The organism is Marinomonas posidonica (assembly GCF_043643765.1).
GTDB classification, from domain to species: Bacteria; Pseudomonadota; Gammaproteobacteria; order Pseudomonadales; family Marinomonadaceae; genus Marinomonas; species Marinomonas posidonica_A.
In genome coordinates this window covers 264,947-285,085 of record NZ_JBHZSP010000001.1, presented here as the reverse complement: position 1 = coordinate 285,085, position 20,139 = coordinate 264,947, and the positions used below count along the sequence as shown (strand labels likewise).

The following is a 20,139-nucleotide window of genomic DNA, read 5'->3' as shown; positions in this document are numbered from 1 at the left end:
CTTCTGCCTATAAAGCGGCGTATTCTTTCTCCCAACGCTTAGTTTCTTTCTTAGAGGGTCCACCAAGTGCATTTACTGCGGTGCGCATACGAGCTCGGGAAATGTCCGACCCCAAAATGGCCATAGCATCAAATACCGATACGGAAGCCGTGCTGCCTGAAATGGCCACAAACAAAGGGGCGAAGAAATCTTTCGGCTTGATTTCCATCGCTTGCGCCAACGATTTCATTTCGTTAAAGATGTTGTCTTTTTCCCACTTGTTTAATGCCTCTAAACGCCATAAAGCAAACTGCATGGCTTTGCGAAGGGTTTCCTCTTCCATCTTGATGCTAGCAAAGTCTTCTTTGGTCAGTGGCAGTAAACCTTTCAAGAAGAAACCCGCCACATCCGCCACGTCCGAGAAAGTCTCTACTCGCGGTATGACCAAGGGTAAGATTTTCATCAAGTATTCAGGGTTCAAAGCCCATTCTACATACTTCTGCGCAAAGCTTTCTGGAGTCAGATCTTCGCGTATCCACATGCCATTCAACCAGCTTAGCTTTTCCACATCAAATACAGGGCCACCAAGTGAAACGCGCTGAATATCAAAATGCTCAATCATATCATCCAATGAGAATTTTTCACGCTCATCTGGCATCGACCACCCCATACGCCCCAGGTAGTTGATCACGGCTTCCGCCATGTAACCCATACGTTGGTAATACAAAATGCTGGTCGGGTTTTTACGTTTTGACAGCTTAGATTTATCAGGATTACGCAACAAAGGCATGTGACATAATGTTGGCATGTTCCAACCGAAGTATTGATACAGCAAAATGTGCTTAGGCGCAGAGTTGATCCATTCCTCACCACGAATCACGTGAGTGATCTTCATTAGATGATCATCCACAACATTCGCTAGGTGATATGTTGGCATACCATCAGCTTTCAGTAGCACCTGCATGTCCACTTGAGCCCAGTCAATTTCAATGGTGCCACGCAACATGTCTTGTACAACACACACGCCGTCTTCTGGTACCTTCATACGAATAACGTATGGCACACCAGCATCCAATTTGGCCTGCACTTCTTCATCAGACAGTGTCAGTGCTCGCCCATCGTATTTTTGCGGCAGACCTTGTTCTTTTTGCTCAGTACGCATTTGATCCAGCTCTTCCGGTGTTTCAAAAGCATAAAATGCGTGGCCTTTTTCGACCAGCTCACGGGCGTATTGACCATAAATGTCACCACGTTCACTTTGACGATAAGGACCGTATTCACCACCAACGTCTGGACCTTCTGCCCAATCCAATCCCAACCAACGCAAAGCATCGAGAATCATTTTTTCTGATTCAGGCGTACTACGAGTCTGGTCGGTGTCTTCAATACGCAAAATAAACTTACCGCCCATTTTGCGTGCAAACGCCATATTAAATAATGCAATATAGGCCGTACCAACATGAGGATCACCCGTTGGTGACGGGGCAATACGTGTTCTTACCTCAGACATAATGTTCTCAATTATCCGCTTTCTACAAAGATGGGCCTATTATAAGCATCTCGACTAGGATGAGTAAGGGGCTGCGATCATCTTTTCCGTTCTTGAGCAGATATTTCGCTATGTGAAGAGGGTACAAACCAGTCCATTGGTTTTTGTGTGCTCAATATCGCCCCTCATGATCCAGTCGCGCACAAAAATAAAGCGCATTTAGCTGCGTCTCATCACTCATTTACAGAGGCTCTACCTCCTTCAAAGAGCACAAAGTAAGCTTGGTTCACTCTCAATCATAATAAATTAGCGCATAAACTCGCACTAAAAACCGCCACAGCGCCTCTTTATGTTTCATATAGAAGCCTTATTTCGCACTAAATGAATTCACATTCAGCCTTGCTGGTCTGTTTATTGCTTCGATAAACACTCTATCATGACAATGAGGGACCAACATGCTACTGAAACCAGGAACCATACTCATCACCGCTCTTCCCTATTACGCTCGCCTTACGATTATGTTTCTACTCGGCGCGTTGGCTATCTCTGCCCTGTATTTATCTTTTCTGCAACCACAAGCTCAGACAATCACGTTAATCAGCACCAGTTTGTTGATGTACTTTGCTATGTCTGCCAACCACTTAACTCAGCAACGCATCAAAGAACTCAACCGGCATTTGCAGACTCTCGACTCTAACTACACGTTAGAACTGTCCCACAATGATAAAGAATTCAACCACCTTGCCAGTCAGATTAATAACCTGCTGCGCCACCTTAATCGTAAACAACATCTACTCAACAGTTGCTCGCAAGAAACCCAATACACAGCAAATGAGTTACAAAATTCGTCTAACATGGTCGCTCAAGGAGCAGTCGAAGAGCATCAGGCGCTGGATACCTTAGTAAAAGAAAGTGCGGCAATGAGTAACGCCATTGATGAGATCTTGGCTCGTATACAAACGACGTTAGACATGGCACACCAAACACACCATCATTCAGAGAATGGACAAGTCGCGCTGGCGAATCTCGGTCAACAAATTACCAGCATGCAAGCCACCGTCTCAGAAAACCAAGCCCAAATGCAGGAACTTATTCAAACCACAGAGAAAATCAAAGGTTTCGTTGCCACCATAGAACAAATCACCTCGAAGATTAACTTATTGTCCCTTAATGCCGCCATTGAATCTGCTCGAGCTGGTGAAGCTGGTCGTGGCTTTGCCGTTGTCGCAAACGAAGTAAGAGAACTGGCGGCTAACACCGAACTAGCGGCTCAAGATATTGGCTTAATGGTGAACTCCATTGCCACTCAAGTGCACGCCTCTGAACAAACCAGCTTAAAATTAATCAACTTCGCTGATCTTGCCTCACAAGGATCAGGAGAAGCACATTCAGCCCTTTCCGCCATTTACGACGCGGCCCAGTCCACTCAACGAGAAGTCAAGCAATCTATGCAAGGCATTAGTGAGTTTCAACAAACCAACAACAAGATGTCAGATCGACTGAAAAGTATTAGCAACGTTAGTGAACAACACAGTAAGGCCAGTCAAGATGCGAAGGACATGGTCAAATATCTGGAGTGGCTTTCATCCCGCTTAGATCAAAAGGAAACTTTGTAATGAATGTAATCATCCTGCTCTTTATTACCAGCTTTACGATTGTCGGTCTGGCACTTATCAGACACTTTTACAGTGAAAACCATGCAAAAAAGCGGACGGTAGAAGGCATTCAAGGCGTCCATTACTTTATTGAACTGATCAAACTGACCCAACAACACAGGGGCATGCACAGTGGTTTTTTAAATGGTAACCTAGACTTTAAAGACAAATTAACTCAGGTTGAAAATGACATTCAAACTCAATACGAAGCGATACTGAGTTTCGAAAAAAAATACGGTTATCCAACACAACTCAGCCTTCAATATGCCCATAAGCAATGGCTAAAGCTATTACAAAAAGACAATATTCAAAGCAGCCAGAGTTTCCAGCTGCATACAAGCTTAATCAACCGCCAACTAGAAGCTTTGTGGGATCTTGCGGATGAGTTTGCTCTCACCACCAGCCGCCAGAAAGCAGTACGTCAGACCTCACAGCAATTGGTTAAAACGCTACCCGAGTTGGCCGAAGCCCTAGGTCAAATTCGCGCCCTAAGCGTACAAGTCGCCAGTAAGCAGGAACTGAGTTCAGATAAAAAGCTACAACTTATTTTTACCTTAGAAAAAATCACAGAACATCATGCTAAATTAAGCCAATTACTGCCCACAAACAGCAATCACGTTTTGCAGCAATTCATTCGAGAAATAAAACACAGTGTGGAGCAAGATACGCTAAGTCAGAGGGATCCAGACAGTTTGTTTCAAGACGCTAGCCAGATCATCAACCAGTTGTTTGACGTGGTGAATAGTCGTCTGACCGAACTCAAGCAAGCGGTTCGTTAAACTTCACTTTTTGGTTGGTACTTGAGTTTCGATAAAGAAAACCCCAATGACACATCCGTCTTTAACGACACTAAAGAGCGCGACAACAAGCACTGTTCATAGCCACCAGCGAGGAGCTTTTGAATACGTTCAGGAAAATGCGACAGATTGGCATAAATGTCTTCAATGGTCGGGGCATCCGCAATAATGCTCAATGCCGTTTTAGGGCCAATGCCTTTTACCCCTGGAATACGATTGGTGGTATCCCCCACTAAGGCCCAATAATCCATCAATTGCTCTGCCTGAACACCATATTTACCAGGTACCCAAGCTTTGTTGTAACCCAACTTGGCAAAATAGTCATACTGAAGTATGCACTCATCACCCAATAATTGAGTAAATCCCTTATCGGTTGAGACAATATAAGAGGTCACCTTGTGCTGGGAAGCTTTAACCGCCAAGGTGGCAATCAAATCGTCCGCTTCCCACCCCTCCATGCGCAGACAGGGAAAACGATTAAAACGGAACACTCGGGCAAAATCGTCTAACGCTTCCAATAAAGCGTCATCCATAGGAACGCGGCCCAATTTGTATTCAGGATAAACCTCATGCCGCCAAGTTTTACCGTTTGAATCAAACACCACAACGGCATAATCAGGCTCAAATTGATGCGCTAACTTACTTAACGCATCAATCGCAATACTCTGGGTACGCTCAACCCGACGAACCGCATCTTGCTCGGCTTCCAGCGCCGCATACAGTCGTCTAATCAAATTCATACCGTCAATAATCAGTAATGTTTTATCCACACAAATGACCTATATTTCCAACAATATTTCGTTGCTATTAGGTTAACATGGGTAAGCAGACGGCACGATCATAAGATGTTAAAACAAGAGAAGGATGCTGAGTTATGCATAAATCACACACTCAAATGATGACAAGTTTAATACTAAGCGCTTTGTGTCAGCCTGTGCTGGCTGAGCCAATTAAAGCCGTCATTGGCCTACAAAACAGCCAAATTGTCGAAGACAACAACACTCTGACCTTACCTCCAGTCACTGGCAGTGTCTTACCATTGGCCACAGAGTTCAGTCCCATTAAATACCTTGGCGATGCGTCTCAACGACAATGGATCAACCAAGTGGACAGAAAAATTCGTGTAGAGCATAAACACAGAGACCTCAACTACACCGGCTTACTCACTCAGGTCAATCAAGCTAAGCAAAGTTTTACTCTAAGTCTCAATAATCGACCTGTCACCCTACCAATGAGTGATTTCTACTTGATTCCACTCGAATCCCATAAAGCACCAGTACAAAATGCAAACAAGCTGCCCATCAGTTACCAGACAAATCTACTATCGTGGACACCGCAACTGAACCTAATTTTTAGTGACAATAAGGTAACCTTGACTCAACAAGCCTTAATTACCAATCAATCCAACCAAGCATTGGTGTTAGATGCTAGCTTGCTGCATTACTCTCACCAGCAACCTAGCCCACAATTCAAAACAGAACGAGCCACTATGATGCTCGATTCAGCAGCACCACAAGTACGTTATCAAGACAATGAAGTGGTATTCCCCTTAGCCAACCAGGTCGAATTGTCTCCCTATTCCAGCACTTTATACGCTCTACCCAGCGATACCTTGAAAATACAAGATCAACGTCACAAAGCGACCCAGTTCACCCACAGCGGACAAGATGGTTCTATTACCCTTAACTTCTACAATCAACACTCTTTTACCCTAAAGAAAGACAGCATGCCGGGGCTTTACAAAACTTTCTGGCAGCAAGGTCCACTCTTAATTCCAGCGAATCAAGTCAGTCTTAATCAGATGCGCGCAGGTCAAACTCAAGAGGTGATAACCAATAAAAGCCTAGCCATCAGTGGTCATCTAACCTTACTTAACGCCTCTTCTAAGCAATTACCTAGTCGCCAAGTTTGGCAACTGACAGTGAAAAATCATGACACAAGAATGGCGAAGTTTTCCTTGCAGCAGAACACCAATGGTATTGTTGATATTATCAAAGCCAATCAAATCACTAAAAACTCTGCAAATGGCTTACTTATCGAAGGCAAACTGGCACCGCAACAAGAAAAAGTCATCACTTATACAATCGAAGTGAAAAAATAATGCCTTATGAAAGACAAGGAAGTCAGTGGCTTGCAATAAGTTTCCACATTAGAAGCCTATTCAAAGCATTTCGTTATGATATGGTCAGTAGTCATAATAGATATAGCGAAAATGGCACTGCCACAAGGTCAGAAGTTACGCTAGTATTATAACTAAATTTCATACTATGAGCCTACAGAAATCTATGAAAAAGCATATTATCTCATCTTTAATCACGGCTGCTGTTTTGAGCAGTACAGCCGTTCAAGCCGAAAGTATTTACGAAGTCTATAAACTGGCAAAACAAAATGATCCAGGCTTACGTGCTGCCGCAGCCACCTACCAAGCACAAAAAGAAGGCGTCACGGTCACCAAGGGTAATCTTTACCCGCAAATCAGTTTCAGTGGTAGCTTAGGTTATACCAATGTAGACAGTCCTTCGACCGAATACGACAATAATTCAAACTCACTGGCATTAGAATTGAATTACCCTATCTACTCTCCAGCACTTGGCTATGCTGTTGATGCGGTCGAAATAAGCTCATTCAGTGCCGGCGTTAGCTACGAAAATTCTGAAGAAGATCTGGCGTTAACCACACTGAACGAATATTTCAATCTGCTTATTGCTCAGTCTACGTTACAAACCACCGAAGCTTTAGTGAAAAGTACGGCAAGTCAATTGGATCGTGCTAAGAAACAATACGAAGTAGGCTTAGCCTCAATCACAGACCTGCAAGATGCTCAAGCCGAATACGATTCAGTACGAGTTACAGAGTTAAGTGCACGCTCAAGTGTGGCCTATGCACAAAAAGCCTTGTACCAAAGAACAGGGCGTGTCATTAACAGTATTCCGACCTTGTCTGCAGACTACCCTATTCGTTTAGACCCTGACATGACCGTTGATACCTTGATCGCAAAAGCACAAAAAGACAACAAAGAACTGAAAATCTTAGACCTAGCAGTGGACAGTGCGGAAAATAATATCAGCATTCAAAAAGCTAATGGTCGTACGCCAACAGTGGCTATCACAGGTTCTTTGTCTCGCACTGACAATGACTACAGTGTCAGTACGCTTGATAGCGGCGCAACTAATACAACTGCAGTCTCTCTTGGCATCAGCATTCCATTATACAGTGGTGGAGCCATTAACGCTTCGGTTCGCCAAGCGTCAGCAGAAGCGGAGTCTGCGATCGAACAAAAAGCCAGCACCTTGCAGTCTATCGAGCTAAACATTCGTAGTTTATACCTTGATTTACAGACAGCAGTAGCACAAATTGCCGCTCAGCAACAGTTAATCCGCTCTCGTAACAGTGCCTTAGAAGCGACTCAGGCAGGTTACGATGTTGGTACACGTAATTTAGTCGAACTTTTGGCAGCACAATCCAACCTGTACGATGCTCAAAACACTTATGAGCAATACCGTTACAACTTTGTTCTAAAACAACTTAGTCTGTTAGAAGCAACAGGTGACTTAACAGAAGATAAGATCAAACAACTTGATAAATGGTTGGTTGCTCAAAACTAAAGCCCTGTATTTGGCTCAAAAAAAACCACCGCATTCTATGTGGTGGTTTTTTTATGCTTCTTGTCTGACACCGACCTAATGGCTCGTCCCACCAGCTGTTTTCAGCAGGCTGACTTAGTGATGCTCTGTCTTAGCGGGTCATCAACTTATCCCGTTTGGTAAAGCGCGCCAGCACCTTATACAGACCAAATGCATCATGACTACCAGCCAATTCTCGAATCGAGTGCATACCAAAGGTTGGCAAACCGATATCAATGGTTGGTACACCGATTTCACCTGAGGTAATCGGTCCGATTGTGCTGCCGCACCCCATATCGCTGCGAACAACAAAGGTTTGCACATCGAAATTTTCTTGTGCTGCAACATCACGATAAATACTCGCTGTTTCACTGTTGGTCGCATAACGTTGATTCGCATTGACCTTAATCACCGCGCCTTTGTTAATCGCTGGCGCATGGTTGTTATCGTGTCGGTTTGCATAGTTAGGGTGCAAGGCATGAGCATTATCCGCCGACACCAACATAGAGCGCTGGATGGCTTGTACAAATTGCTCAGGATTGGGCGACAAACGCCTTAACACATCGTCCAAGAAAGGCCCATTGGCACCACACGCCGACAAACTGCCTATCTCTTCGTGATCGGTACAGATCAGCAGACTAGGACGCTCATTGCTAGAACTTAACAAGGCTTGTAACCCCACGTAACAGCTCAACAAATTATCCAGCCTGGCGGAGCAAATATACTCTTTGTGCAAACCAACCAACGCCGCTGGCTGAGTATCATAAAGGCTTAATTCAAAATCCAACACCTGTGCAACCGACAAATCAGGATGCTGCTGTCCCAGCTGAGCAATCAACAATTGATGAAGGTCGAACTCGTTATCGGCACCACACAAGATAGGTAAGATTTCCTCTTGCGGGTTGACCGAAAAGCCTTCATTCACTTTGCGATTTAGGTGAATGGCTAAATTCGGCACTACGGCGATCGGTTCTTTAAAATCCACCAAACGACTGACAATATCGCCCGCTGCTGTTTTTACCGTAACACGACCGGCAATCGACAAATCACGATCCAGCCAAGTATGCAGTAATACGCCGCCGTATACTTCAACACCGAGCTGATGATAACCAAAGCGATCCACATGCGCATTCGGTTTCAATTTCAAACATGGGCTATCCGTATGCGCCCCAATCATCCGCCAGCCTGTTTGACTCACGTCCAACACTGGCGTCGTAAACGCAATCAAGGAAGACTCATTACGAGTAACAAAATACTTCCCACTGTCTTCAATAACCCAATTATCTTCTTCAATTAGCTCAACATAACCTTCTGCAAGCAAAGCCGCACGCATGCTATCTGTCGCATGGAAAGGCGTGGGTGACGCTTGAAGAAAGGACAACAATGAATCATTAAATTGTGAATATTCCATATTTTTCCATAAGCAAAATGCTTTAAAAGTGACTTTTTAACACTTAGGCTAGCCTTAACGCCCTGTGTCTAATATGATTTTACCAATGATGTACAAAATAGACAGAGAGATACGACACCGGATGAACCTAAAACGCTTACTACTTTGCCTACTTACAGGCTATTCTTTTGCCGTCACCCCCGTATCCGCCTATCAGGAGTTACAACCTCCTCACGAGTACGATAAAGTTTCTAAAGAGTTAGTAGAAATGCTAGAAGGCATTCACTACAACCGACCTCAGATCGACGACACCATTTCAACAAAAGCATTCGACTATTATATCGATGCCATGGATCCAACCAAGAGTTTCTTTTTACAAAGTGACATTGATAACCTAGAAAAGTATCGCTATGAATTCGATGACGCCCTTCGTAATGGTGATACCCAAGTGGCCTACACCATTTACAACCTGTACCTAAAACGTTTCGAAGATCGCGTAAAAAGCCTACAAGCCAACTTACCAGACATGGTCAAATCTTTTGATTACACCATTGATGAAAGCTTAAACGCCGACCCAGACAATCAGCATTGGGCCAACTCACAAGCTGAACTGGACGATTACTGGCGTAAGCGTTTGAAAAACCGTGCTTTGATTCTGAAAATGAATGGCGAAGACGAAGACAAAATTGTCTCAGTCCTAGAACGTCGTTATAAGAACCAACTAAAGCAAGTGGATCAAACCAACGCAGTTGATGTATTCCAAACTTTTGCCAATGCTGTGACCGCGGCATTAGACCCACACACGAGCTATTTCGCACCACGAGCTTCGGAAACCTTCAACATCAACATGAGCTTGTCACTAGAAGGCATTGGTGCTGTCTTACAGATGGACGATGATTACACCAAGGTAGTACGCCTAGTACCTGGTGGCCCAGCCGCCACACAAAGCGAATTAGCGCCGAATGATAGAATCATTGCCGTTGGTCAAGAAGATGGCCCTATGATTGATGTAGTCGGCATGCGTCTTGACGATGTTGTGGATATGATTCGTGGCGAACGCGATACCACAGTGCGACTGGAAATCACCCCAAGCAAAGGGGACACACAAACCAGTAAAGTCATCGACATCGTGCGCAAAAAAGTCAAACTGGAAGATCAGTCTGCCAAAAAAGAAATCGTCGAAGTCGAACGCGGCGGTGAAACCTACAAGGTCGGAGTCATTTCGCTCCCCACTTTCTACTCGGATTTTGCCGCTATTCAAGCGGGCGAGAAAGACTACAAAAGCTCCACCCGAGACACCAAAAAGCTGATTGAAGAACTGCAAAAAGAAGACATTTCTGCGCTGATTTTAGACCTACGCAACAATGGTGGTGGCTCGTTACAAGAAGCCAACGCCTTAGCGGGTTTATTCATTCCGTCTGGACCAACCGTACAGATTCGCGACCAAAGCGGTCGTGTCACCCCATTGGGTGATTCTGACCCAAGCATCACCTACAGTGGGCCGATGGCGGTATTGGTTAACCGTATGAGTGCTTCCGCCTCCGAGATCGTCGCCGGAGCATTACAAGACTATGGTCGAGCGCTTATTCTGGGCGACCAGACCTTTGGTAAAGGCACAGTTCAAGTACTGCAAGAACTAGACAAAGGTCAGCTTAAAATCACCCAAGCTAAGTTTTATCGTGTGTCAGGCGAAAGTACGCAACACAAGGGCGTCATGCCAGACATTGCCTTCCCTTCTTTAATCGATAAAGAATCTGTTGGTGAGAGCGCATTGGACAACCCACTACCCTGGGACAAAATCCATGAAACACGCTACCCAGTATATTGGAACATGCCTGCTTACTTGCCGATTTTGACCCCTCGTCATGAAGCAAGAATGGCAAAAGATCCCAACTTCATTGCCCTTAATGATCAAATTGACCATTTCAAGCAACAGGTGGAAAAATACAAAACCATCTCGCTTAATGAAAATACTCGTATTCATCAGCGCGAAGAAAATGAGCAACGTGACTTGGATCGTGAGAACAGCCGCCTTAAAGCATTAGGGCTAGAGCCAGTGGCATCTGTTGATGACATTGAAGCCAGTGAAGAAGACACTTACGCAAAGGAAGCGTCTGAGATTCTGTTGGACTTTATTGCCACCAACCAGATGGCACAAAAACAAGCCGAGAAGCAAACAGCACAAAACTAAATTTAATGGGCACTGAGCATAAGCATGTTGGTCAGTGCCCTTTCAAGAACCACTCGACATAACCGAAAACAACATGGCTAAAGCGTCCACCGACCGTAATACTATCGACCTGTTTGGCAAAACCCCAGGCCGACCAAGAACCAGCACATTAAACCGAAAAGACCAGCTAAAACTGAATAAACGCGCACAACGTCAAAAAGAAAAGAAACTGGGCTTAAAGCGTTTAGAGCTGGTCATCGAACAAGAAGCCATCAACACACTCGATCAACTGTGTGAAATGAGCGGATTAAAACGCTCTGAATGGTTACTCCAACAAATTCAAAACGGCGCCAAACAGCTGAAAAAACGTCCTCTGCAAAGCCCAAAATAGACACCTCATAGAAAACCCGCCATTCATATTAGAGTTTTGCTATACTGTCCGGCCCATTTTATACAATTGGCAACGACACAGCGTTATATGGCAAAACTCTATTTTTATTATTCAGCGATGAATGCAGGAAAATCCACCGTACTGCTTCAATCTGCCCATAATTATCAAGAAAGAGGCATGCAGGTTTTATTATTAACCGCCTCCATTGACGACCGATTTGAAACCGGCAAGATCGCTTCACGCATTGGGATTTCCGCTCAAGCTAGCTTGTTTGATAATAAAACAAACATCACTGAACTGATTAAAAACGAAAGCGCCAAACAGCGTCTAAGTTGTATTCTAATTGATGAGGCTCAGTTTTTAACCAAACAACAAGTTTATGCTTTGTCCGAAGTGGTCGATAAAATGGGCATTCCGGTTTTAGCCTTCGGTATTCGCACTGATTTTCAAGGCGAGTTATTCGCAGGCAGCCAAGCTTTATTAGCGTGGTCTGATAAACTGATTGAATTAAAAACCGTGTGTCATTGTGGCAGTAAAGCCACTATGGTAATACGGGTTAATGAGCAAGGAATTCCTGTGAAAGAAGGGGCTCAGGTAGAAATTGGCGGCAATGATCGTTACTTATCTGTGTGTCGAAAACACTTTAAAGAAGCTGTGAGAGATTAACTATGTGGTTTAAAAATGCCCAAATATTCCAATTAAGTGACACGGAGTCACTGGATACCAATGAGCTAATTAAAAAAATACCAGAATTTCCGTTACAAGAATGCGGTTCGCAGGAAGAATTCTCTTTCGGCTGGTTACCACTGATTCGTAACAGTGAGCAATGGAGTCTAGCCAGTGATCGCTGCTTACTGTTCCGTGCAGGCAAAGAAGAAAAAGTCTTGCCATCCGCCGTGGTTCGTGAAGAACTGGAAGCCAAAGTGGCGGAAATCGAGTTAATCGAAGGTCGTAAAGTGGGCCGCAAAGAAAAAGCCGACATGAAAGACGAACTCGTCTTCACCCTGCGTCCAAAAGCCTTTTCCAAACGCTCTGACATTTGGGCTTATATCGATCTTAAAGCCAAGATCGTGGTGCTCAACAGTACCAATGCCAGCATGACAGAATTGCTTTTCAAGCACCTACAAACCACCTTAGGCAGCTTCCCAATGACACCGCTACAAGCGCAAGTGTCACCAGCCAGCCTAATGACCGATTGGCTGACCAAAAACGAAGTACCGGCGAGTCTTGAAACTGGCGAAGAATGTGAAATCCAAGACAGCTCTGAAGACAAAGCCAGCATCCGCTTTAAAGCCTTAGAGCCACTTTCCGAAGACGTGACTCGTCACCTTGAACAAGGCATGTCGGTAAAAAATTTGGCGTTACGCTGGACTGACAAAATGAGCTTTGTTCTGCATGATGATCTGACCTTACGTAAGATCAAATTTGACGATGCCTTGAAAGAAGCCGCCTTCAACGATTCTCAAGGTGGCGGTTTGTCTGACATGGACGCTAACTTTTCCCTGATGTCACTGACCATGCGCGAGTTTTTCGAGTCGTTCTGTTTATGGTTCGAGATCAAGTAATCTCTGGCCTCCCTAGGCTTTTCCACAGATATCGTGGATAAGCTTGGGGAGAAAGTTCGCCAAGCCAGATAAGCTGGTATCGCACCTTAAATAGCACAATAACAACACAACCTATTGCCGCCTTAAAAACCATTTTTTCAAACCCTAGAGTGGATAAATGTCAAAACTCCTGCAAGAACAAAAGATAGCCAAAAAAGTGACTCTGGTTGGCGCGGTTTGGGATGCCTTATTGGGCTTCGCCAAAATTATCGCTGGGCACTTTTCCCAGTCACAAGCCCTACTCGCAGACGGCATTCACTCTCTCTCCGATCTAGTCACCGACGTTTTTGTTTACGTTACCTCAGCCAACGCGCGCCGTGGACCGGATGAAAACCACCCTTACGGCCACCTAAGATTTGAAACACTCACTACCGTGTTACTTGGATTTGTCCTCATGTTGGTCGCCGTTGGCATTGCCTTAGACGCCATTACGAACGACAGCCATAATGCACAATTCACCTGGTATGGCCTGGCCGCTATTCTGCTAACCATTGTTGTGAAAGAAGCCATTTTCCATTACACCAAACACGCTGGTGAGCAGATTCAGAGCAAAATGCTGGTCGCCAATGCATGGCACAGTCGCAGTGATGCGCTCTCCTCTGTCGCGGTATTAGCAGGCTTGGTGGGAATATATTTAGGCTTACCTTGGGCTGATATGGCGGCGTCCATTTTTGTCGCCTTATTAATCGGCAAAATGGCCATTGGCATGATCTGGGAAAACCTCGCCGAATTGGTCGACACCGCCCCTGATCCAAAGCTGATGGCACAAATCAAAGAGACAGCAAATGGTTTAAAAAATGTCATGGCACCGCACGATATGCGCGCTCGTTCCATGGCAGGAAAGATTTACCTCGATATGCACATCCACGTGCCCAGCCACGCTACAGTGAGTGAAGGCCATTATCTTGGTGATCTTGTGGCTTACACCATCAAACAAGCTCATCCACAAGTGGCCGATGTCATGGTGCATGTGGACACGGACGATACCATCCAAACCGACAGTTTTCGTAAAGAAACAACGGGCAAACCGCCTCATTTAAAGTTGCCCTCAAGACAACAAATTCTCGCGGACTTAGGTTACTTATTGAGAGAGCAAAAAGCTTACTTGGATATCGACAATACCCGTTTGCATTACCTAAACAAACAGCTCGATATCGAAATCATCGCTCTGGCCGACAAACTCACCTCGGAACAACAAGCCGCGGCCAGCCAGCAAATTTTATTTATCCTTAGCAACACCAGCTACATTCAACACGCCAGCGTGCATTGGATTTATTCGTCTAAGAAGGCGTAATCTAGTCCTCGTTGCGCGCCTCATCACCGGAACTTTCTAAGGCCTGATTGAGGTGCGCTTCCGGCAAGACTTTTGTGGTTTTCGCCCCCATCACCTTCAACTTTTCCGCTCGGGCTAACAAATTGCCCCGACCCGTGCTTAATTTTTTCAATGCCGCATCATGACTGCGATTCACCGCATCCAGTTTATTACCAATGTCATCCATATCCTGTACAAAGCCAGAGAACTTGTCATACATAGCACCGGCCTGACGAGCAATCTCAATGGCATTTTGGCTTTGTTTTTCATTACGCCAAATGTTTTGTACTGTACGCAAAGTCGCCAGTAAATTAGACGGCCCCACAATGATGATATTATGTTCAAACGCTTCACTAAATAGACCGTTGTCCGCCTGCAATGCCAAACCAAATGCCGCTTCGATAGGGATGAACAAGAGCACAAAATCCAACGATGACACACCCAGCAAATCTTGATACGACTTGGCACTCAGCTCTTTCATATGACGGCGCACCGCGTCCAAATGCTGCTTCAAGGCCCGTTGACGCTCTTCCTCTACCTCGGCTTCCATGTAAGCCAGATAACTGACCAACACCATCTTCGAATCCACTACGATTTGTTTATTATCAGGCAAATGAATCACTACATCCGGCTGTAAACGACGACCGTCTTCCGTCTGATAAGACGCCTGAACCTGATATTCTCGGCCTTTTTCCAACCCAGAGCGTTCCAAAATACGCTCTAAGATGACCTCCCCCCAACCACCTTGTAATTTATTCTGACCTTTCAAAGCATGGGTCAGATTCACCGCGTCGTCACTGATTTTCTGGTTGAGTTGTTGCAGGTTTTTAATTTCTTTGGCGAGAGAAAAACGCTCACGAGCTTCGGCTTCATAGCTTTTTTCCACTCGTTCCTGAAATTTCTGAATCTGAGTGCCAAGTGGCGTCAACAAAGAGCCCAACTGACGCTCGTTTTCTTTCGCTAATTTCATGCCTTGCTGACTCATAATATCTTGCGCCAGCTGCTTAAACTCCACCTCATTCTGCTTTTTCTGCTCCCGATAGAACGCCTCTTTTTCTTGCCATACTTGCTGCGCTGCCGCAAATTGTTGCTCTAAGGTAATAGACTCTTTTTCCAAATAATGCAGTTGATCCTTGGATTGGCCTAAAAGTCGTTGTAATTCTTCATTTTGTTGCTGAATTTTTGCATGTGACTGCTGCCACTGACGGCGCATAGCCTGTACAATAAGCGCCGCAATAATAGACGCCAACAAGGTGCCTGTGAAAAAGCCTGAAAAAGCCCAAACGGATTGCCAAAGCCAATCTGTCATAAAAAAATAAACCTACTAATCAAAATAAAGACATTTGCACCATGTCATGGAGACGGCGAAGAGACTAGACTATCATTCATTGATTGGTCTTACCTTAATACCGTTTTTTATAGCGAAAACAACAAGCAAGCAAGTTTACATGGATTATTATCTCAGCCCAACACACAGACAACGCTTTGAATTGGAAATCAAAAACAGCCAATTTATTACCACTGTGTGTCGTACCCGAGGTCGCGATGCGGCGAAGCAATTTATTGCCGAGATTCGTAACGAGTTTCCGGATGCCAATCACAACTGTTGGGCTTTTGTCGCCGGTGCACCGAATAACGTTCACCTATGGGATCAAAGCGACGATGGTGAGCCAAAAGGCACGGCTGGAAAGCCCATGTTAAACGTCTTGCAACACTCTGATTTTGGTGAAATTACTCTAGTGGTGACACGCTATTTTGGGGGCATCAAATTGGGTGCCGGTGGATTGGCCAGAGCTTACAGCCAAGCGGTTCAAGAAGCATTGACCCAAACCGAATATGAAAATATCTACCCACGTCGCCCTGTTCAGCTAAAAATCGCCTACCCTTTACTAGGCAAGGTCGAGTACTGGTTAGAACAAAGCGACATCGAAGTCACTGATAAAACATACAGTGACAGCATCATTCTCGATCTTGCTGTCATTGAACGAACTTGGCCAGAGCAACAAGCCGCCCTGACGGACCTCTGCCAAGGTAGCTTAACTTTAATAGAACCGGACAACGTATAACCATGTACCAAACTGGACAAAGATGGAGTAGCCGCAACGAGCCTGATCTCGGCGTTGGCATGATAGTCGAAAAACAAGCCAAATCTTTTACTCTGCACTTCCCTGATGCAGAAACAGACCGTCAATACTCACACGATCAAACCAGTCTTGTGCGACGCACACTGACGATTGGTGACCAACTTCACTTCCAAGATGACACCTTCACCGTGTTAGAAGTCGAAGAGATCGATGGCTTGATCGAATACCGTATTAGTGATCAAGATGACTGGTTAGAAGAGTCCATTATTCAATTCCCGCGTAACGATAAAAACGAAATCGATTCACTGCTCGCCTTGTCCCCTGCGCGTCGCATGTGGTTTGACCTGCGTCGTCACACCTTAGAACATCAAGCAGCGAACGCGGCATCTCCGGTACGCGGTTTAATGGGCCTAAAGGCCGAACTGTTACCGCACCAGATTTACCTAGCTCACGACATTGCCAATCGTTCAAAAGCACGCGCGTTGTTGTGCGACGAAGTGGGCATGGGGAAAACCTTAGAAGCAGGTTTAATCCTTCATCAACGCCTATTAAATGGCTTGTGTAAGCGCGCCTTAATTTTGACGCCAACCAATTTACAACATCAATGGCTAGTGGAAATGCTGCGTCGCTTCCACCAACCATTCTCCTTGATCAACGAGTCTGTCTACGAAGACTTCATGGAGGGCGATGACAACCCGTTTGAACAACAACCGTTCGTCATTGCTCCGATCGATTGGGCGAGCCAACACCCGAAAGCCGCGCAACACATGCTCGATGCCGAATGGGACATGGTCATTGTCGATGAGGCGCATCACCTTGCTTGGCACCCTGAAACACCGAGCATTGGCTATCAGGTGGTGTCACGTTTAGCCGCCAATTCAGAATCCTTGCTGCTGCTCAGCGCCACCCCAGAACAAACCGGTGAACGCGAACACTTTTCGCGCTTACAGCTCTTGGACCCAGATCATTACCACAGTTTTGAACGTTACCAAGCACAACAGCAGGAATTCAAACAAGCAGCAGAATTGGCCGCAATCTTATTGCCATATAGCCAAGAAAATCATGGCCTAGCGGCCAAAGATTGGCATGCCGCATTTAGCCACTACCTAAGCGAAGTGCAAAACAAAGACTGGTTTACCCAACTTGAGAAAAGCCAAGGTGCACAACACATTGAAGCCGCTCAAGAAGCCATCAGCTGGTTGATTGACCGTCATGGAACAGGCCGTGAAATGTTCCGTAATACCCGTGCTGCGGTGGGTGGATTCCCAAATCGCTACCTACATTCCTACCCATTGGAAAACAATGAATTGTTTGCTTCCGCCTCCCACCACGTGCAACCAGAGCACGACGTGGCTGATGGTCATTGGGAAAAAGATCCACGTTGGATTTGGCTAAAAGAATTCCTTGAGTGCCAGGCGGACAAAGTCTTAGTCATCTGTCATAGCGCCGACATGGCACAATGGTTAAACGACCAACTGACCTTTGCTGGTTTCCAAAGTGCTGACTTCCACGAACAAATGCCACTGATCCATCGTGACCGTGCAGCGGCTTACTTCGCAGACGAAGACGGCGCGCAAATCCTCGTGTGTTCAGAAATTGGCAGTGAAGGTCGGAACTTCCAGTTCAGCCATCATCTGGTCATGTACGATTTACCAGAACACCCAGATTTATTGGAACAGCGTATTGGTCGTTTGGACCGTTTAGGCCAATTAAACGACGTACAAATTCACGTTCCCTATTTAAAAAACAGTGTTCAAGAACGCCTGTTTAACTGGTATCACCATGCTCTCAATGCGTTTTGCCGTACCACAGGTTCCGGCGACAAAGTCGAAGAAGCCTTCCGCGACAGTTTGCACGCTTACTTACACGGACAAGATGACGACAGTGATTTATTGCAAGAAGCACACGTTTATCACGAAGCCTTGCTCAAGCAAATGGACGAAGGCCGTAACCGTTTGTTAGAAATGAGTTCTTGTCGTCCTGAGCAAGCACGTCAGTTGATTGATCAGATCAATCATCAAGCCAACAAAGGCTTGCATCACTACATTGAACAAGTGACTCATGCTTTTAACATTTACGCAGATTGCCAAAATGACGATACCGACACCGCCGCTTGGTTTATCCGCCCTTCTACCGACATGATGCTGGAAGCACTACCTGGCATTGAAGAAGAAGGTAAAATGCTGATGTTGGATCGCCGCCAAGCCAGCCAACGAGAAAATGTGGCCTTTGCCACCTGGGAACACCCGCTGATCACCATGTTAATGGACGAAGTCCAAGGCTTCGATTCCGGCAAACTGACGTCCGCAATCTTACCGATCGCCGCTCTTCCAGAAGGTACCGTGTTGATCGAAAGTATGTTCGTGATTGAAGCCACCGCGCACCCTCGTCTTAAACTGGCACAGTCATTACCTATGACGCCTATGTGGCAATTGTCAGATTCCAACGGCAAATTCCTACATCAGCAGTTTACCGCAGACAAATGGGCCGAAAAATTGAAAGGCGTACCGAACCGTGTCGCCGAACAATGGGTTGCGGCATTACGTAAAGACTTGATCGAAGTATTACAAGCGCACCAGCTGAATGCCCAAGACCAAGCGCGTCCGATTGTGCACACTGCTAAAACCGCTTATCAGCATCGCTGTGAAAACGAAATCGACCGTCTGCGCGAACTCAAAGCCTACAACAGCTTGATTCGTGACGAAGACATCGAAGCCTTAGAACACAACATGCAAGAAGGTCTAGTACGAATTGATGAACACCAGATTCGCCTCGACGCGATTCGCATCATCTTAACGACGAAACCGGAATAAGCTCAGTGATCGACAACAACGCTTTGTTGGAGATACTGTACGAAGATGACTGGTTTGCCGTCATAAACAAACCAGCGAACTGTTTGTCTGTGCCCGGTCGTGGCCCAGACAAACAGGACTCTATCCTGTATCGTGCCGAACAACACTTTGGCGAAGCCTTTGCCATTCACCGACTGGACGAAGCCACTTCCGGCTTGATTCTGGTCGCCAAAACTCACGAATGCCAAAAGCGCATGTACGCCCACTTTCGTGAGCGAGAAGTGAAAAAAGAATACCGCGCCCTGCTGCGCGGTCGTCTTCAAGGCCAACGCGGCGAAGTACGCAAACCATTGCGCTGTGATTGGCCCAACCGCCCTCGACAAATTGTCTGCACCGACGAATGGAGCAAAGACTCCATCACCTTTTGGCACATCCTCGATTACCAAGACAACACCACTCGAGTTCGCTTAACCCCTCACACCGGCCGCTCACACCAACTGCGCGTCCACATGCAAAGCCTAGGTCACAGCATCATAGGCGACGAATTCTACGACCCTGAGTATACCAGCTCGGACGCCAGATTATTACTGCATGCCTATCGACTGGAATTTCGCCATCCTTTTACGGGAGCCTGGGTCGCGTTTGTCGCGCCAATGCCGTTTTAATTCCCTCCCCTTTCCAAGGGGAAGGCTAGGGTAGGGTTTTGCTTTGCCCGAATTTTTTTTCAATCCCTTCCCCTTATGTCTTCAAGGGGAAGGCTAGGATGGGGTTAGTCAAGCAACCTCAGACAAAAACCAGCGACAACCAAACCAAATCTCTTATCCCCTCCCCTTTTCAAGGGGAGGGTTAGGGT

Annotated in this window: 16 protein-coding genes; 12 read left to right on the top strand and 4 right to left on the bottom strand. The window is 45.8% G+C overall.

Going from position 1 to position 20,139, the window contains the following annotated elements:
- Window positions 1–7: 7 nt before the first annotated feature.
- Complete coding sequence (gene gltX / locus ACHUFM_RS01425) at window positions 8–1,489, bottom strand: glutamate--tRNA ligase (RefSeq protein WP_394178853.1); 1,482 nt, start codon at window positions 1,487–1,489, stop codon at window positions 8–10.
- A gap of 434 nt (window positions 1,490–1,923) precedes the next feature.
- Here gltX and ACHUFM_RS01420 point away from each other — a divergent pair, with 434 nt between their 5' ends.
- Both ACHUFM_RS01420 and ACHUFM_RS01415 read left to right on the top strand, forming a co-directional pair.
- Window positions 1,924–3,084 carry a methyl-accepting chemotaxis protein gene (locus ACHUFM_RS01420; RefSeq protein WP_394178851.1) on the top strand — a complete coding sequence of 387 codons (1,161 nt, stop codon included), beginning with the start codon at window positions 1,924–1,926 and terminating at the stop codon, window positions 3,082–3,084.
- A complete protein-coding gene (locus tag ACHUFM_RS01415) occupies window positions 3,084–3,902 on the top strand; it encodes a hypothetical protein (protein WP_394178849.1) in 819 nt (272 codons plus the stop codon). The genes ACHUFM_RS01420 and ACHUFM_RS01415 overlap by 1 nt, the downstream gene beginning before the upstream one ends.
- Here ACHUFM_RS01415 and ACHUFM_RS01410 read toward each other — a convergent pair.
- On the bottom strand, window positions 3,899–4,690 hold the full coding sequence (locus tag ACHUFM_RS01410) for a 5'-3' exonuclease H3TH domain-containing protein (protein ID WP_394178847.1): 792 nt from the start codon (window positions 4,688–4,690) through the stop codon (window positions 3,899–3,901). The two genes, ACHUFM_RS01415 and ACHUFM_RS01410, sit on opposite strands and share 4 nt — an antisense overlap.
- Window positions 4,691–4,794: 104 nt before the next feature.
- Between ACHUFM_RS01410 and ACHUFM_RS01405 the strand changes: the two genes are divergently transcribed.
- A complete protein-coding gene (locus tag ACHUFM_RS01405) occupies window positions 4,795–6,021 on the top strand; it encodes a hypothetical protein (protein ID WP_394178845.1) in 1,227 nt (408 codons plus the stop codon).
- Between the two features lie 184 nt (window positions 6,022–6,205).
- Window positions 6,206–7,525 (top strand): TolC family outer membrane protein, encoded by a 1,320-nt coding sequence (locus tag ACHUFM_RS01400; RefSeq protein ID WP_394178843.1) that lies wholly within the window; start codon window positions 6,206–6,208, stop codon window positions 7,523–7,525.
- Window positions 7,526–7,655: 130 nt separating this feature from the next.
- Here ACHUFM_RS01400 and ACHUFM_RS01395 read toward each other — a convergent pair whose 3' ends face one another.
- Window positions 7,656–8,954, bottom strand: a complete 1,299-nt coding sequence (locus tag ACHUFM_RS01395; protein WP_394178841.1) for a M18 family aminopeptidase — start codon at window positions 8,952–8,954, stop codon at window positions 7,656–7,658.
- Between the two features lie 85 nt (window positions 8,955–9,039).
- Here ACHUFM_RS01395 and ACHUFM_RS01390 point away from each other — a divergent pair, with 85 nt between their 5' ends.
- The 5 genes from ACHUFM_RS01390 (at window position 9,040) to ACHUFM_RS01370 (ending at window position 14,392) form a co-directional block, all read left to right on the top strand.
- Window positions 9,040–11,124, top strand: coding sequence for a carboxy terminal-processing peptidase (locus ACHUFM_RS01390; RefSeq protein WP_394178839.1), 2,085 nt, complete (start codon window positions 9,040–9,042; stop codon window positions 11,122–11,124).
- A 73-nt stretch (window positions 11,125–11,197) separates the two neighbouring features.
- Window positions 11,198–11,494, top strand: a complete 297-nt coding sequence (gene ybfE, locus ACHUFM_RS01385) for a LexA regulated protein (protein ID WP_394178837.1) — start codon at window positions 11,198–11,200, stop codon at window positions 11,492–11,494.
- Between the two features lie 87 nt (window positions 11,495–11,581).
- Window positions 11,582–12,160 (top strand): thymidine kinase, encoded by a 579-nt coding sequence (locus ACHUFM_RS01380; RefSeq protein WP_394178835.1) that lies wholly within the window; start codon window positions 11,582–11,584, stop codon window positions 12,158–12,160.
- Window positions 12,161–12,162: 2 nt separating this feature from the next.
- The gene (locus ACHUFM_RS01375; protein ID WP_063331834.1) at window positions 12,163–13,059 is read left to right on the top strand and encodes a recombination-associated protein RdgC; all 897 of its coding nucleotides are present in this window, start codon (window positions 12,163–12,165) and stop codon (window positions 13,057–13,059) included.
- A gap of 157 nt (window positions 13,060–13,216) precedes the next feature.
- Complete coding sequence (locus ACHUFM_RS01370; protein WP_394178833.1) at window positions 13,217–14,392, top strand: cation diffusion facilitator family transporter; 1,176 nt, start codon at window positions 13,217–13,219, stop codon at window positions 14,390–14,392.
- Window position 14,393: 1 nt separating this feature from the next.
- On the opposite strand, the gene ACHUFM_RS01365 is transcribed toward ACHUFM_RS01370, so the two are convergent.
- Window positions 14,394–15,719 (bottom strand): DNA recombination protein RmuC, encoded by a 1,326-nt coding sequence (locus ACHUFM_RS01365; protein ID WP_394178831.1) that lies wholly within the window; start codon window positions 15,717–15,719, stop codon window positions 14,394–14,396.
- A gap of 139 nt (window positions 15,720–15,858) precedes the next feature.
- Between ACHUFM_RS01365 and ACHUFM_RS01360 the strand changes: the two genes are divergently transcribed.
- Genes ACHUFM_RS01360 through ACHUFM_RS01350 form a run of 3 tightly spaced genes read left to right on the top strand, consistent with a single transcriptional unit; the run spans window position 15,859 to window position 19,951 of the window.
- Entirely contained in the window at window positions 15,859–16,476 is a 618-nt protein-coding gene (locus ACHUFM_RS01360) for a YigZ family protein (RefSeq protein WP_394178829.1), read from the top strand.
- A gap of 2 nt (window positions 16,477–16,478) precedes the next feature.
- On the top strand, window positions 16,479–19,307 hold the full coding sequence (rapA, locus tag ACHUFM_RS01355; RefSeq protein WP_394178827.1) for an RNA polymerase-associated protein RapA: 2,829 nt from the start codon (window positions 16,479–16,481) through the stop codon (window positions 19,305–19,307).
- A gap of 5 nt (window positions 19,308–19,312) precedes the next feature.
- Entirely contained in the window at window positions 19,313–19,951 is a 639-nt protein-coding gene (locus tag ACHUFM_RS01350) for an RluA family pseudouridine synthase (protein ID WP_394178825.1), read from the top strand.
- Window positions 19,952–20,139 lie beyond the last annotated feature (188 nt).

Bases quoted from the DNA above. Each gene is read 5' to 3' on its own strand.
- ACHUFM_RS01415 (WP_394178849.1), top strand. From the start codon at position 3,084: ATGAATGTAATCATCCTGCTCTTTATTACCAGCTTTACGATTGTCGGT.
- ACHUFM_RS01370 (WP_394178833.1), top strand. From the start codon at position 13,217: ATGTCAAAACTCCTGCAAGAACAAAAGATAGCCAAAAAAGTGACTCTG.
- ACHUFM_RS01365 (WP_394178831.1), bottom strand. From the start codon at position 15,719: ATGACAGATTGGCTTTGGCAATCCGTTTGGGCTTTTTCAGGCTTTTTC.
- ACHUFM_RS01360 (WP_394178829.1), top strand. From the start codon at position 15,859: ATGGATTATTATCTCAGCCCAACACACAGACAACGCTTTGAATTGGAA.
- ACHUFM_RS01400 (WP_394178843.1), top strand. From the start codon at position 6,206: ATGAAAAAGCATATTATCTCATCTTTAATCACGGCTGCTGTTTTGAGC.
- ACHUFM_RS01420 (WP_394178851.1), top strand. From the start codon at position 1,924: ATGCTACTGAAACCAGGAACCATACTCATCACCGCTCTTCCCTATTAC.
- ACHUFM_RS01395 (WP_394178841.1), bottom strand. From the start codon at position 8,954: ATGGAATATTCACAATTTAATGATTCATTGTTGTCCTTTCTTCAAGCG.
- rapA (WP_394178827.1), top strand. From the start codon at position 16,479: ATGTACCAAACTGGACAAAGATGGAGTAGCCGCAACGAGCCTGATCTC.
- gltX (WP_394178853.1), bottom strand. From the start codon at position 1,489: ATGTCTGAGGTAAGAACACGTATTGCCCCGTCACCAACGGGTGATCCT.
- ACHUFM_RS01390 (WP_394178839.1), top strand. From the start codon at position 9,040: ATGATGTACAAAATAGACAGAGAGATACGACACCGGATGAACCTAAAA.
- ACHUFM_RS01405 (WP_394178845.1), top strand. From the start codon at position 4,795: ATGCATAAATCACACACTCAAATGATGACAAGTTTAATACTAAGCGCT.
- ACHUFM_RS01380 (WP_394178835.1), top strand. From the start codon at position 11,582: ATGGCAAAACTCTATTTTTATTATTCAGCGATGAATGCAGGAAAATCC.
- ybfE (WP_394178837.1), top strand. From the start codon at position 11,198: ATGGCTAAAGCGTCCACCGACCGTAATACTATCGACCTGTTTGGCAAA.
- ACHUFM_RS01375 (WP_063331834.1), top strand. From the start codon at position 12,163: ATGTGGTTTAAAAATGCCCAAATATTCCAATTAAGTGACACGGAGTCA.